The organism is Acinetobacter sp. YH16040_T (assembly GCF_024605785.1).
GTDB lineage: Bacteria > Pseudomonadota > Gammaproteobacteria > Pseudomonadales > Moraxellaceae > Acinetobacter > Acinetobacter amyesii.
Genome location: NZ_CP094541.1, coordinates 1,172,752 through 1,186,764, shown reverse-complemented (window position 1 = coordinate 1,186,764; position 14,013 = coordinate 1,172,752). Strand labels below are relative to the sequence as shown.

The window sequence follows — 14,013 nt, the reverse complement described above, 5'->3', positions numbered from 1 at the left end:
ATTTTCAAGTTTATTTCTTATCCGCGATTCGGGTTATCATATCATTTTCACAATATTCATCAGCTTATCTTAAAAAAATATTGAAGAAAATGCTGGCCTATATCGCCAGCAAAACGTATTGATTTCAGGTGCTACAACTACACCACCTGACTATACATTGCTCAATGACAAAATGGCTCAGCTAGTTGATTGGTACAACTCAGAATCACATAAGCTTCATCCCATTGAACGTGCAGCTAAAGTACATGCAGATTTCGTAGGTATTCATCCATTCATTGATGGCAATGGACGCACATCACGTCTATTGATGAACCTTAAGTTGCTGAAATCTGGATATCCACCTTGCGTTATTACAGTTGAAAAATCGCGTGGCTTACTATGAAGCTTTGGATCAGTGGATGGCTTATGACAAAACTGAAGCTTTTATCCAATTGATTTCTGAAGCAGTGATCGAAGGATTTAAACCATATCAGATAATTTTAGGAATTTAGAGTTACTCCCATTTATATATTTCTTTATTTGTACTGCTGCTTAGGACATTTTGTTTATTAGAGCCTTGTTGCCTAATGCTGTTATCAAAAAAATGTTCAGCAATATAATTTCAGAATGAAGAAGCCTACACATAGAATCTATCATACAAAGAATTGACCTTACCACAAACCTAATTTTATTAACTTATTCAATAAATTTAATTAACTATACAAAAAAAACCAACTTATCTTAAATATTGATGGTTTAGACAAGCCTCAGCTTTTGAGTGTTTTTGCAACAAAGCAGAACGCTAATAAAAATATTCTAAATAACATTTCACATAAAATTCACTATCAGATACATACTCTTTAATTGAGAGTAAAACGCTGAAATTTATAACTGCAAAAAATTCGGCCAATGCTTTTAAGATAGATTAAGTAAATTGTATCAAATATAAATTTATATAGGTGTATTCTTCAATGGCTATAGAATTTGTTTCCAAATCAAAGTTACCTACAGCGTTTGGTGATTTTGAAATTATAGCATTTCAAGATCAAAGTACTGGTGAAGAACATATCGCTCTTGCCAAAGATCTGGATACTATTTCTAATCAACCTGTACTCGTCAGAATTCATTCAGAATGTTTAACAGGTGATGCTTTTGCTTCACTGAAATGTGACTGTGGCCCCCAATTACATTCGACCATGAAAATGATTAATGACGCTGGTCAAGGTGTGATCTTATACCTGCGCCAAGAAGGTCGTGGCATAGGATTAACCAATAAAATTCGTGCCTATGCACTCCAAGATCAAGGACATGACACTCTTGATGCTAATTTATTATTAAATTTACCAGCAGATGCTCGTAAATACGACATGTGTACCATTATGTTAGATTATTTAAAAATAAAGAATGTAAAACTCATTACAAACAACCCATTTAAAATTAAATCTTTAAATGATTTAGGAATTAATGTTGTTGAACGTATTCCTTTAAAAGTTGGTTTAAATATTTTTAACAAAGCATATCTAGAGGCTAAGCAAAAACGTATGTCACATCTCTATGATAATAGTGATTTTTAAAAAGTGATCGATTTCATTAAAAATTTTACATAAAAAATTCCCTCTCCCTTACGGGAGACGGCTTTATGACATATAGGTCTTGATAAATTAACTCAAAGCATACTGATTTTAAAAAGGGATATTATTTATTTTCTCTAAGTATCTGTGCAAACAATTTGACCTTTTCTAAGGTCTCATTTATTCCCTTATTAAAAAAATTATCGACGAGTGCTGAACCGATAACAATAAGATCTACTTTATTTACTAGTGCTCTAACATGGCTTTCATTTTTGATCCCAAAGCCAATTGCAACTGGAATATTAAAAATAGGCTTGATTTCAGCAATCTTTTTCTCAAGATTAGACAAATTAAAGTCTCCTCCTGTTAATCCATTTTCTGCAACATGATATAAAAACCCTGTCGCGCGCGCTGAAATTTGCTCTAACCTTTCAACTGGGGTCGTCGGCGCGGTCATTGCAATTAAATGCATATTTTTTTCATTTAACTGCACTTCAAAGTTTTCTCGATATCCATATGGAGCATCTAAAATCAATATTCCATCTATAAGATTTTCTGTTTCGGCGATAAGTGTCTCGAAACCATATTGCATCATCGGATTTAAATAAGTCATGAAAATTATTGGTGTCTGGTCATCATGCAGTCTTATTGCTTTTACCAACTCAATGGTCTGTTTTACCGTTTGACCTGCACCTAAAGCCCTAAGATGCGCTGCCTGAATGATCTCTCCATCTGCCACTGGATCAGAAAATGGAATGCCAACTTCAATAATGTCAGCCCCAGCTTGACCTAATTGGCTCAACAGACGACAACTTTCTGCGAAATTAGGATCTCCAGCAGTAAAATAACAGACCAGACCACTTCGATTTTCCAGTTTCAATTGCTCTAATTTTTGATCTAGACGGTTCATGCTGTAGCTCCTGCAAGATATTTTTTGACCGTGTTTAAGTCTTTGTCACCTCTGCCGCTTAAATTGACAATAATGATCTGTTCTGGCTGCATTTCTTGAGCAAGTTGAATCGCATACGCAATTGCATGGGAACTCTCAAGCGCAGGAATAATACCCTCCTGTTGGCTTAAAAGCTGAAATGCATTTACAGCTTCTTGATCGGTTATAGCCGTATATCTCACACGTCCTGTTTCAAACAGAATGCCATGCTCAGGGCCGACACCAGGATAATCTAAGCCAGCCGATATAGAATGCCCTTCTAAAATCTGCCCGTCTAAATCTTGTAATAAATAGGTTAAATTGCCATGCAGCACACCAACTTGACCTTTGCAAATAGAGGCGGCATGTTCACCACTATTTGTTCCTTTTCCACCTGCCTCAACGCCAAACATTTTGACATTCAGGTCTTCTAGAAAGGGATGCATCAACCCCAATGCATTTGATCCACCACCCACGCAAGCAACTAGAGCATCAGGCAGTTTATTTTCTTTCAGGAGTATTTGATTTTTGGCTTCTAAACCAATAATTTTCTGAAATTCTCTCACCATGGTGGGATATGGATGAGGGCCTGCGCCAGTACCCAACAGGTAATAGGTTGTATCCACATGACGAATCCAGTCACGTAATGCTTCGTTCATGGCATCTTTTAAAGTCCCACGACCCTTTTGAACACTTTTGACTTCAGCACCGAGTAATTTCATGCGCTCAACATTCATTTGTTGGCGCTGAATATCTGTTTCTCCCATAAAAATGGTACATTTCATCTTAAACAGCGCGCAAACCGTTGCTGTTGCAACACCATGTTGCCCAGCACCAGTTTCTGCAATGATTCTAGTTTTGCCCATAAATTTGGCTAATAAGATTTGCCCTACACAATTATTGATCTTATGCGCGCCCGTATGGTTCAAATCTTCTCGCTTGAAATATATTCGAGCGCCGCCTGCATAAGCTGTTAGGTTCTTTGCATAAAAAAGAGGACTAGGGCGACCAACGAAGTCCGTTAAAATCTGCTGATATTCAGCCCAAAATTCCTGTTTGTGCCGAACAGTATTAAAGGCTTGCTCTAATTCTTGAAGTGCTGGCATTAAGCTCTCTGGCATGTAACATCCGCCAAATTTACCAAAAAATCCCAAGTCATCAGGACCATTACCTGTATAAGGAGTTGTCATCTCATATCTCTTTTACTATCAAAACTCGTTCGATCTTAAAATATTTTCATTTTGATGATAATTGATATATTTTGAGCTTATGGTGTTAGAAAATTTTACAACATGAAACGCAGAACATTACCTCCTCTTAATGCTTTAAAAGCTTTCGAAGCTGTCGCCAGAAATAAAAGTTTCAGCTTAGCTGCCGAAGAATTATGTGTAACCCATAGTGCGATTAGCCATCAAATAAAGCAGTTAGAAGAATGGTTGGATAAAAAATTGTTTATTCGACATTCCTCGACCATCTCTCTGACGGCGGATGCCGAAGAATTGTCGCTCGTTTGTATGGAGTTTTTTAATCGTTTAGAACAATGCGTCTTTGAGTTAACAAATAAAACTTCAGAAGTAGAAGTTGTCATAGGCGCTTCTCATAGTTTTATGGCAAATTGGCTGATTCCTCGATTAGAAAAGCTCGAAGTCATTTATCCCAATATCCATATCAAATTAATGACATGTAATGATTTAAAATTGTTAGAAAAAGAGAAAGTTGACATATTTATCAATAGCGTCAGTGAGCATCATCTACTTCCCAACTTTTTGAATAAATATCTGTTATTTCCCGATAACATGGGTCCTATTTGTAATCGTGAAATAAATCTTCTTCATTCCGTAAATGATCTTTTAAACTATCCATTACTTCATACCCACTCAAATAAAAGTGCATGGCATACATGGTTTGATCAGTTTCAAATAAGCTTTTGCCCAAAATCCAATGACCGTTATTTTGATAGTCTGAATTTAATGATAGAAGCTGCCGTGTCTGGGTTAGGAATTGCCATAGCACCTCAAATTCTAGTAGAAAAAGAAATGTTAAATGGAAAGATCATTGCCCCTTTTGGTTTTATCTATTGTGACTATAATTTTTATGCAATGGTCAGAAAAAATAATGAAAATCGTGATGTTATGAATATCATTAATTGGTTAATGGCCGAAGAAAAAAGTTAACCATTTAATCTTTGATTTGAAAAATTCTATTCAATTGCTTCATCTATAACGTCTATTTCACATTCTGTTCACGCTGTGCTGCCTAAGGTATAAACATACACTTCATACGGACACTGATGATGAGACTTGTAAAAACACTAACTGCTACAGCCTTATCCTTGCCGCTTCTGTTGTTAGCCGGATGTAAAAGTATTCCCAGTTATTCAGCCGATTACGCCCAATCCAGAAATGGTATTCAGGGGATAGCGCTGGATCAGGCTAAAGCTCAGGATATCGGCCTCCGCTTTACCTCAGCCTTTAATACCTTGGGCACACCTGAATTCGTTGAAAATGCTGGAGCACTGTATGCCGACCAGCTGTTTATTAACGATACGCTATCGCAATTTTCATCCCGTCAAAATCTACTCGAGCACTTTCAAGGCATGAACAAACGGGTCAGCAAGGTCAGCGTCAAGCTGTTAAACGCTTCATATCATCAGGACTCTGCCTATGTGCACTGGCATATGACCTATGATTTTAAAATGTTCGGCACGACCCGCAGTATGGACTCTTACGGTATCAGTGAAATCAAGATTAACGAAAACAACAAGATTATTTTCCAGCAGGATTTCTGGGACCCTGCGAATGGCCTGTACCGTTCCCTGCCTTATGTTGGAGGAGTCTACTCATGGCTACTGCCTTTCAAAAAATAGCGATCAGCACGGCGTTAGTGATGGGATGTAGCTTCAGTCCATGGGCCCAGGCACAAAGCCTGAATCAATGCGGCAATGGTCCGCTGATGGTGGGTCAAAAACAGGTCGGTATGGCCAGTTATTTTGCCCAAAACTGTAGCCAGTCCTGGGAAAAACAAAATATACAGATGGACTTTTCCTATACACAGAATATTCCGGAATGGGCATTTAAGCGTGTGGCCACACATTTACTGAAACGTAATGTTAAAGACGCAAAAATACATGCTCTATTCAACCCAATCACCGATTTGTATCGTCCGGTCAGATCAGGCGACCTCTACCGTTTAAAATACAACCATGCTACACAGACCCTGAGCTTATCTTTGAACCAGCAAAGTTTAGGGCAGCTTAAACATCCTCTGGCACAACAATATTTTAATATATGGCTGGGTCCCCAGCCATTTAGTGCTAAATTAAAACAGCAATTATTAAATTAGTGTCTGCCGCTATGTCGAAACATTTTATCCTGATGGTTGAAGACCATTATGAACTGGCCTCTACCCTATGCGAGTTTCTTGAAGAACATGGCTTTGTGGTCGATCACGCCCGCAATCTGAGTGCTGCTAGACAATTACTGAAACAGCAAAGCTACCATATCTTGCTACTAGACATTAATTTGCCTGATGGTTCTGGTTATGAATTGTGCGAGTGGTTACGCAATGAAGAGGGGTTGGACTTACCTGTCTTGATGCTTACCGCTCGGGATACCTTGGATGACAAACTTAAAGGCTTCAATTCCGGCACGGATGATTATCTGGTCAAGCCCTTTGACTTTAACGAGCTAGTGGTTCGGGTCAAGGCCCTGATCAAACGTTCCCTGGGTGAAGTATCTAGCAGTCGTCTGCAAATTCATGACCTAATTTTGGACCCAGCAACACAACAGCTAACTCGAGCTGGGCAGAACATTGAATTGCCTCCGATTCAGTTTAAACTTTTGAAGCTACTAATGCGACATTCTCCTAAAGTACTGACCAAACAGGAAATTATGATGCAGCTTTGGGGTGACGAAGAGCCAGAAAGTGATGCTCTGCGCAGTCATATCTATAATTTACGAAAAATGGTCGATAAACCCTTTGAACAAAAGCTGATTCACACCATATCTGGGATTGGTTTAAAGATTGCTTTCGAAGATGAAGCCTAATTTAGGTACACAACAACAATCAGTCCAGTGGTCATTGCTAGATCAACATTCTGATGAGTGTCAAGATAATATTGCCTGTCAAACAGCTCCACACGCCAACCTAGCTGTTTGCATAGCTTTTGCACCAATTGCAATCCAATACCATGCCCTTTGATTTCCAGTTGTAGCTGCTGACCAGACAGTTCCTGAACTTTAGAATTGTTAGGTAAAGGCATGCCGACTCCATTGTCAGCAATCAGTACTTTATTTTTTTCCATAATCACATCAATTTCTGTGCCCTGTGAATAGTTCAGCGCATTGCGCAGAATATTGCCAAACACCATTTTGGTCATGGATGGATAAAGTTTACGCGGCTGTTCATCGAGGTCTTTTTGCAGGTCTATCTGCATGCCTTTGTTATGACTGACACTCTCCAGATCCTGCACAAGATTGTCCAGACATTCTGAAAGCATGGTCGGTTCAGCAGTTAAAGTGTTGGTGGTATTGCGGGCAATTGCCAGCAAGGTATCGACCAGCAGCTGCATGTCTTCAATGGTGTTATGCAGGCGGGTAAAGGACTTGTTGTCGCCATAGCGTGCCTGACACAGCTGCACATTGCCTTTTAAAATGGTCAGTGGCGTGCGCAGCTCATGGCTGACATCTCCGGTAAATTCACGCTCACGCTGAATAAATTCGCTTAATACCTGATGATATTTTTCCAGCGCCTGCTTGAGGTATTCAGCTTCCAGATTAGAGTCGGTGCGGATGTCCTGAAAAGGCGAAGCCTGATTTTTCTGATGTTCCCAGTCGATATATTCCAGCGCATTGGCCAGACGGGTAATCGGGGAAAAATAGCGCCGGGCCCGACGGTTCCACCACCACAGCACACTATATAGCACAAACAGGCTGACCATCAGCGGTGCCAGACCAAACAGCCACACCAGCTTGTTGACGTTGCTTTCGCCAAAGACCAACAGGACATGCTGTCCGTCTTTTTCACCATACACAGTCATGCGCTCCTTGCCATCGACAAAATGCCGATTCACTCCTTGCTCAAGCTGCATAGTCTTAAATTGGGGTGGTGGCACAGTGTTCCAGCGGTAACCATACAGATTTTTGGTGTCGGGCAATTCTGCGGCAGGATTACGTTCTAATCGTTGCCAGTAGTGAGACATTTCCTGTTCTAGCGCCGTTCTGAGCAAAGAACCTTTAATTACCCAGGCACTGAAGCCAATCCCAATCACCACAGACAAGGCAATGAATCCGATTTGCAGCCAGTAATAGCGGTTAAACACCTCACCCAGAGGATGATCGTGTTTGTCCCTGAACAGCTTTAACATTGGTGCATTCCCCGCTACCCCATCCGATTCGCCATTCAATTATACGGTTTTCTTTTTAAACAGAAAGTGACCGATCACCCACTCGCGTCCATGCTCATAACCGAACAGCTCGGCACAGGCCATAAAGAAAATCCGCCAGCGTTGCCACCAGATTGCGGCATCCGCGCCATAAGTTTGTTCAAATAAGGGCTTTAGCTCGGCCTGTTTAGCATCCATATTTTCTAGCCAAGCATTTGCGGTACGTTCATACTGCGTGCCCGCCCATTGCCAGTGCTGTTCTAGCTGTAAATGCTGCTGAAAATGTAGGAAAGTTGAGGCTGCTGGCATCAAACCACCACTAAAGAAATATTGCGACATCCAGTCAAACTCATTTTTGACTTCAAAAGGATAATGCAAGAAACGATGACAGAAAATATGACACCACAATAAGCCATTTGGTTTGAGCCAAATACTGATATTTTCAAATAGTTTTTGATAGTTACGCACGTGCTCAAACATCTCCACTGACACCACACGATCAAAAGAGGCAAGTTCAAGTTGCAACACATTGACATCACAAGTGATCACCGTCAGGTTATCCAGTTTTTTTAAACGGGCTTGTTCCTGAATATACTCGCGCTGCGTTGAAGAATTTGACACGACTGTAATACGGGCCCTTGGATAACGCTCGGCCATATATAGACTTAAAGAACCCCAACCGCAGCCAATTTCCAAAATATCCTGCCCGTCTTTCAGTTGTGCTCGCTGGCAATAGCATGCAAGAGCAGCTTCTTCGGCTTGGTCTAGCGTTGTATCGGCATGTTCAAAGAGACTCGCGCTATATTTCAAACGCTTACCGAGTACTGCCTGAAAAAATGCGGTCGGCAGTTCATAATGCTGTTCATTGGCTTTGTCTGTCTCAATGGCAATTTCGCTGTTTTTCAGCATGGTCAGCACATCCATATAGCGCTGCGCTGCCAATGCGGGGTTAAACCGACCTTCTTGTGCCAAACGTTTTTTGCTTAAAGTACGAATGCCTGCACGAATCACTGGGTCTGGCACCTTGCCATTTTCGATCAGTTCTAAGGTTTTTTTAATCATAAAGTCCATGTATTTACCTACTCTTTGGGTGGCCACGGAATAAACATTGAAGTTCGTCGTTGATAGTCTTTATAGTTGTCGCCACGGTGGGCGAGCGCCTGTTTTTCACTAAAGGGAATACCTGTAAAGTAGTACAAGAATAGCCACATCAGCAGTGGATATATCCATAATTCATAGCATCCTGCTGCCAAACCGAGCACTGGATAGGCAAACCAATGCAGCCATTCAAAAAAATAATTCGGATGGCGCGAATATTTCCACAAGCCCTGATCCATGGTTTTACTTTGATTCTGTGGATCTAGCTTAAAACGGTAAAGTTGCTGATCGGCAGTGCTTTCACCTATCAAAGCCAAGAGCATGATCATACCCGCCCCAATCACAGTGACCAAAGTCCAGTCATTCCATTGCTCGGTCGAGATACTTAACAACTTCAGCATTGGGTAGGAAAACAGTAGCGCCAAACCTGCCTGAAATATAAAAAACACCAGAAAACCAAGATGCTGATAATCCCCCATCGCTCGGCGCATGTTGGCATAACGCGTGTCTTCTTGGGTTTCATTGGCATAGCGCCGTAACAGATGCCAAGTCAGTCGTGAAAACCAGATCCCACTCGCCAGTCCCAGAAATAACCGAACCAACAGTGGTGCACTATCAGTCGCCCAAGCGGCAATAATCACATTAAGAGCAATACTGAAACTCCAAGCGACATCGACCAGCCCTGCTCTGCGGTTATAGGTCACCAACACCCAGCTACAGAGCATGATGAAGACATTCAGCATCAGTAAATTCAGCAGCATGTCGCCCTCCTGTTTTATTTTTGCTTAGTAAGCACTGGCTTCAAACAGCAAATGAACATCGCTGATCACACCTTCGCGGAAGCCACCTTCGCAATAACACAGATAAAAATCCCACATGCGGATAAAGCGCTCATCAAAACCAAGTTGCAACACCTGATCACGTTGCTCCAGAAAACGCTGGCGCCAACACTTCAAGGTTTGTGCATAGCTTTGACCAATATCTTCCAGATGTTTGAGACGAAGTTTTTGCTCAGAAGCCGTTTGCGTCATCACACTGATACATGGAATAAAACTACCGGGGAAAATATAACGCTTAATATAATCCACCGTATTTAAAGCTTTAACATAGCGTGCATCTTCAATGGTAATCGCCTGTATCAAGGCTAGACCATTCGGCTTAAGGAGCTCGCGGCATTTTTGGAAATAAGTTGGTAAATATTGCTCACCCACTGCTTCAATCATTTCAATCGACACAAGCTTGTCGTATTTGCCTTCTAGTAAACGGTAGTCCTGAAGCTGTACAGACACCCGATGAGACAGCCCTGCTTCAGCAACTCGGGCTACAGCCTCATCATATTGTGCCTGGGAAATGGTAATGGTGGTCACCTTACAGCCATAATGCTGAGCCGCATAAATGGCAAAGCCTCCCCAGCCGCTGCCAATTTCAACCAAATGGTCCATCGGTTGCAATTGAAGTTTTTGGCAGATCAGTTCTTTTTTATAATCTGAAGCTTGTTCCAAGCTCATACAGGGCTCTTTAAACACTGCACTGGAATACATCATGCTGGAATCTAAGAACAATTTAAAAAAATCATTGCTCAAGTCATAATGCTCAGCAATATTCTGACGACTACCATCAATCGAATTATTGCGGGATTTATACCAAGCCTTGAGCACCAACTGGCTGGCTTTTGCCACTACATTTTGATTCATCCGATCAAGCACATCACGATTACGTGCTAGAATACGAATTACGTTGACCAGATCTTCACTGCTCCAGTAACCACGAATAAAGCCTTCTGCTGCCCCCAGTACACCATTACGGAACAACAGTTCCATTAGACGGGTATCGTGCACCTGAATCACGGCCTGCAGATCACTGTTTTCGCCAACTGTTCCGCTCCAGACGCCTTTAAAAATCAGCTGACCATGCCGCAATTTCAGCAAATGCCGTAATACCACCGGCAGTTCGGTGTGCTCTCCCATTAACAGTGTTTTCATAGTCATGTCTTTCCTTTTTCTTTTTTAGGATGGCGGTAAAACGGAATTTTCTTTTTCCATAAACGAAAGGCATGCAGATAAATTCCGCTGACCATCCTGAAGGGTTCAAGAACTTTCAGTACAGCATAGCGATGCTGCTGTGAAGGAACCGTGATGGCCTGCAAGGAAAATTTCAGGGTGGCATCGAATTGCAAGATTCCCTGCTCAAACAGCTGCATATAAATCACGTTCTGCCGATCCGAAAAGCTGAAGCGCCAGCGATAATCCAACCCCATTGGCATGAACGGCGACACATGAAAGGCCTTTTTAAAGTCAAACTGGTGACTCTGGTACGGCGCATGTTCGTCTGCATTGTTTCGGCAGTCGTGAATGTAGACCTGTCGTTCATTCCACGGTGTGTTGGTGATTTCACTCAGCACAAAGAGCAACTGGTCGGTCGCACTAAAGACCATATAAAACACTACGGAATTGAAACGAAAGCCGAGTGTGCGCGGTAAAGCCAGCACCCGGATGGAAGCGGCATGCGGTAACAGATAGTTTTCCCGCTTGATCAGCAGGCGTGCAATCTTCTGCCGAATCGAGCCACATTCCATAGTCAGAAAATCGAGCTCATCTAGGGTCAGGAAATTCCAGCGGTTAGATGACCACAGCCAGGATTTTCGGGTAAACGTCGCGAGTTGATCTGGATCAAACCACAGATAGCTCAGCTGGGTTTTAAAAGCATGGGCTTGGGGCAAATAACGACGATGCCGGATTTCAGCAGTGGCTATCGCCAGTGGATACATCTGCATCATGCGCTCCTAAGCTGCCTGTTCAGCCTGTTTTAATAACTGATCGATTACCCATGATGCGCTACGCGCCCCATCCTCATGAAAGCCCCAGCCCCAGTAAGCGCCACAATATGAGGTGCGGTTTTGGCCGTTGACCTCGGCCCAGCGTTGCTGTGCTTCAATCGCCGGGGCATCAAACACCGGATGACGGTAATGTCGTTCTACCCAGACTTTTTTTGGATTCAGGGCAAAATTAGGATTCAGGGTGGCAAAGACCTGGGTTTTGCAGTTCAGGTTCTGCAACTGGTTCATCCAGTAGCTAAAGCCATAATGTGTGCCACTGTGCTGGAATGGCGTCTGTTCAGTGACCTGAGTCGGCGTGACGTGTACATGCCAGCTGGCCCACTGGCGACGGGATCTGGGCATGATAGAGGTATCGGAATGTACCACCATGCGGTTATCCTGATAGCGGAACTTGCCTAGCACGTCCAGCTCCTGCGCGGTTGGGTCTTTCAGCAGTTTTAGGCTGTCATCGGCGTGGCTGGCGAAAATCACCCAGTCAAAACGCTCGCTGCCCTGTTGGGTTTCAATCAGTACATCATTGGCACTGCGAGACACCTGATGCACAGCAGTTTTACGAAGCGTGATATTGCACTGGGCCTGAATGGCATGGACGTAGCGAGCTGACCCACCCTTGACCGTCAGCCATAAAGGACGGTCTTTGAGCTGCAACATGCGATGATGCTGGAAAAAGCTCACCACAAACTTATACGGAATCTGTCCGGCCTGTTCCACCGGACAGGACCACAGCGCTCCACACATCGGATAGAGATGTTCATGACGGAAGGCATCGCTATAACCATGGTGATTTAAATACTCATCAATACTTAGCTGTGCATCGACCTGTCCCACATCCAGATCTTTATTGGCCGCATAGAAACGGAACAGATCCGACAACATCGCGCGAAAATCTGCATTAAAAAAGTTTTGAGGTCGGAACAATAACGAGAATTTTTTTGAAGGATTGTACTGTAAGCCACTGACCTGATTATTCACCGAAAAGCCCATGTCACTGCTTTGCGATTGAATCCCAAGTTCTTTTAGCATGGCGCAGAACAGCGGATAGTTATGCTCGTTAAACACAATAAAGCCACTGTCCACCGCAACCTGTTCACCATCGATATTCAGCTGATGGCTATCGGTATGACCACCAAAGTAGTTATTCTTTTCAAAGACTGTGACTTCATGCGCTTTGCTGAGTTTCCAGGCAGCGTACAGACCGGAAATACCTGAACCAATAATTGCAATTTTCATGGCGATTCCTTTGAATGAATAGTCGGAGTGCCGGTCTTGGCAGCTTTTTTCTGTTTTCGAGCCCGGGCAATTTTACTGACATCATAGACCCGTGGCGGAATCGGCTTGAGTCCCCAGACCAGCCCGAACAAAGACATGAGTTTCAGCAGGTAATAGGTCACATCAATCTGCCACCAGTAAAAACCCTGCCGTGTACTGCCAGCATAATAATGGTGATTGTTGTGCCAGCCTTCGCCCAAGGTAATGATTGACAAGAATAAGTTGTTGCGGCTGTGATCTTCAGTGTCAAAATCCCGGCTGCCATAATGATGCGCCAATGAGTTAATACACAAAGTGGCATGGAGCAGCAACACAGTGGAGACCACAAACCCCCAGACCAGCAATTGCAGGCCGGAGGTACCGAGTTGCGGCCAGGTCATAGCCAGCCACTCCCCTAGCGCATAAATACCGCCCGCGGTCAGCACCACCACAATTAAACTGAAACGGTCCAGCCAGATCAGTTCCGGATATTTCAGCCAATCTCTAATGACTTCTTTACGCGTGGCAAAGTTATATTCGTTTAAAAACCAGCCAACGTGGCTGTACCAAAAACCATGCGTGGAGGAATGCGGGTCTTGCAAGGTATCGGTATAGCGATGGTGATAACGGTGATGCGCCGCCCACCAGAGCGGGCCACGCTGCGCACTCATGGTACCCATCAACACAAACAGGAACTGTACCGGACGCGAAGTCTGAAAAGTTTTATGTGACAGATAACGATGAAAAAAAGCGGTGATGGAAAACATGCGGATCAGGTAGAACAGCAGCATAAAGCCAATCGCAAACCACGACACTCCCACCCAGAACACGGCGAGACAGGCTAGATGTAATAGAATAAAGGGTAAAATCCTCAGCCACTGAATCTTGCTGTTTTCAGCCGTCAGTGTTTCGGGCGCTGTGGGTGTAGACCAGCTGTCTATCCATCGCATCAGACTTTTCAACATGGACT

The 14,013-nt window shown here is 43.0% G+C and carries 14 protein-coding genes and 1 pseudogene; 6 read left to right on the top strand and 9 right to left on the bottom strand.

Annotated elements, in window-relative coordinates; all coding sequences use genetic code 11:
* Window positions 1-39 precede the first annotated feature (39 nt).
* A pseudogene (locus MST16_RS05775) lies at window positions 40-491 on the top strand (Fic family protein); the annotation flags it as partial.
* 459 nt (window positions 492-950) lie between these two features.
* Window positions 951-1,553, top strand: coding sequence for a GTP cyclohydrolase II (ribA, locus tag MST16_RS05770; protein ID WP_180011945.1), 603 nt, complete (start codon window positions 951-953; stop codon window positions 1,551-1,553).
* Between the two features lie 121 nt (window positions 1,554-1,674).
* Here ribA and trpA read toward each other — a convergent pair whose 3' ends face one another.
* A complete protein-coding gene (gene trpA, locus MST16_RS05765) occupies window positions 1,675-2,460 on the bottom strand; it encodes a tryptophan synthase subunit alpha (protein ID WP_180011943.1) in 786 nt (261 codons plus the stop codon).
* Window positions 2,457-3,668: a tryptophan synthase subunit beta gene (gene trpB, locus MST16_RS05760; protein WP_180011941.1), complete on the bottom strand. Its 1,212-nt coding sequence runs from the start codon at window positions 3,666-3,668 to the stop codon at window positions 2,457-2,459. Before trpB ends, trpA begins: the two co-directional genes overlap by 4 nt.
* Before the next feature lie 102 nt (window positions 3,669-3,770).
* On the opposite strand from trpB, the gene MST16_RS05755 reads away from it, so the two are divergent.
* The 4 genes from MST16_RS05755 (at window position 3,771) to MST16_RS05740 (ending at window position 6,524) form a co-directional block, all read left to right on the top strand.
* Window positions 3,771-4,652: a LysR family transcriptional regulator gene (locus MST16_RS05755; protein WP_180011939.1), complete on the top strand. Its 882-nt coding sequence runs from the start codon at window positions 3,771-3,773 to the stop codon at window positions 4,650-4,652.
* A gap of 119 nt (window positions 4,653-4,771) precedes the next feature.
* Complete coding sequence (locus MST16_RS05750) at window positions 4,772-5,344, top strand: nuclear transport factor 2 family protein (RefSeq protein ID WP_180011955.1); 573 nt, start codon at window positions 4,772-4,774, stop codon at window positions 5,342-5,344.
* Complete coding sequence (locus MST16_RS05745) at window positions 5,320-5,820, top strand: chalcone isomerase family protein (RefSeq protein WP_180011937.1); 501 nt, start codon at window positions 5,320-5,322, stop codon at window positions 5,818-5,820. The genes MST16_RS05750 and MST16_RS05745 overlap by 25 nt, the downstream gene beginning before the upstream one ends.
* An 11-nt stretch (window positions 5,821-5,831) precedes the next feature.
* The gene (locus MST16_RS05740) at window positions 5,832-6,524 is read left to right on the top strand and encodes a response regulator transcription factor (RefSeq protein WP_180011935.1); all 693 of its coding nucleotides are present in this window, start codon (window positions 5,832-5,834) and stop codon (window positions 6,522-6,524) included.
* On the opposite strand, the gene MST16_RS05735 is transcribed toward MST16_RS05740, so the two are convergent.
* From MST16_RS05735 to MST16_RS05705, 7 genes are read right to left on the bottom strand one after another with little or no spacing between them, the layout of a single operon-like run.
* On the bottom strand, window positions 6,521-7,843 hold the full coding sequence (locus MST16_RS05735) for a sensor histidine kinase (protein WP_373683932.1): 1,323 nt from the start codon (window positions 7,841-7,843) through the stop codon (window positions 6,521-6,523). The genes MST16_RS05740 and MST16_RS05735 overlap by 4 nt on opposite strands.
* Before the next feature lie 39 nt (window positions 7,844-7,882).
* Window positions 7,883-8,932, bottom strand: a complete 1,050-nt coding sequence (locus MST16_RS05730) for a cyclopropane-fatty-acyl-phospholipid synthase family protein (RefSeq protein WP_180011932.1) — start codon at window positions 8,930-8,932, stop codon at window positions 7,883-7,885.
* An 8-nt stretch (window positions 8,933-8,940) separates the two neighbouring features.
* Window positions 8,941-9,720, bottom strand: a complete 780-nt coding sequence (locus MST16_RS05725) for a DUF1295 domain-containing protein (protein ID WP_180011930.1) — start codon at window positions 9,718-9,720, stop codon at window positions 8,941-8,943.
* A 24-nt stretch (window positions 9,721-9,744) separates the two neighbouring features.
* Window positions 9,745-10,947: a cyclopropane-fatty-acyl-phospholipid synthase family protein gene (locus MST16_RS05720; protein ID WP_180011928.1), complete on the bottom strand. Its 1,203-nt coding sequence runs from the start codon at window positions 10,945-10,947 to the stop codon at window positions 9,745-9,747.
* Window positions 10,944-11,732 (bottom strand): DUF1365 domain-containing protein, encoded by a 789-nt coding sequence (locus MST16_RS05715; RefSeq protein ID WP_180011953.1) that lies wholly within the window; start codon window positions 11,730-11,732, stop codon window positions 10,944-10,946. Before MST16_RS05715 ends, MST16_RS05720 begins: the two co-directional genes overlap by 4 nt.
* A gap of 9 nt (window positions 11,733-11,741) precedes the next feature.
* On the bottom strand, window positions 11,742-13,025 hold the full coding sequence (locus MST16_RS05710) for an NAD(P)/FAD-dependent oxidoreductase (protein WP_180011926.1): 1,284 nt from the start codon (window positions 13,023-13,025) through the stop codon (window positions 11,742-11,744).
* Window positions 13,022-14,008, bottom strand: a complete 987-nt coding sequence (locus MST16_RS05705; protein WP_179994247.1) for an acyl-CoA desaturase — start codon at window positions 14,006-14,008, stop codon at window positions 13,022-13,024. Before MST16_RS05705 ends, MST16_RS05710 begins: the two co-directional genes overlap by 4 nt.
* Between the last annotated feature and the right edge of the window lie 5 nt (window positions 14,009-14,013).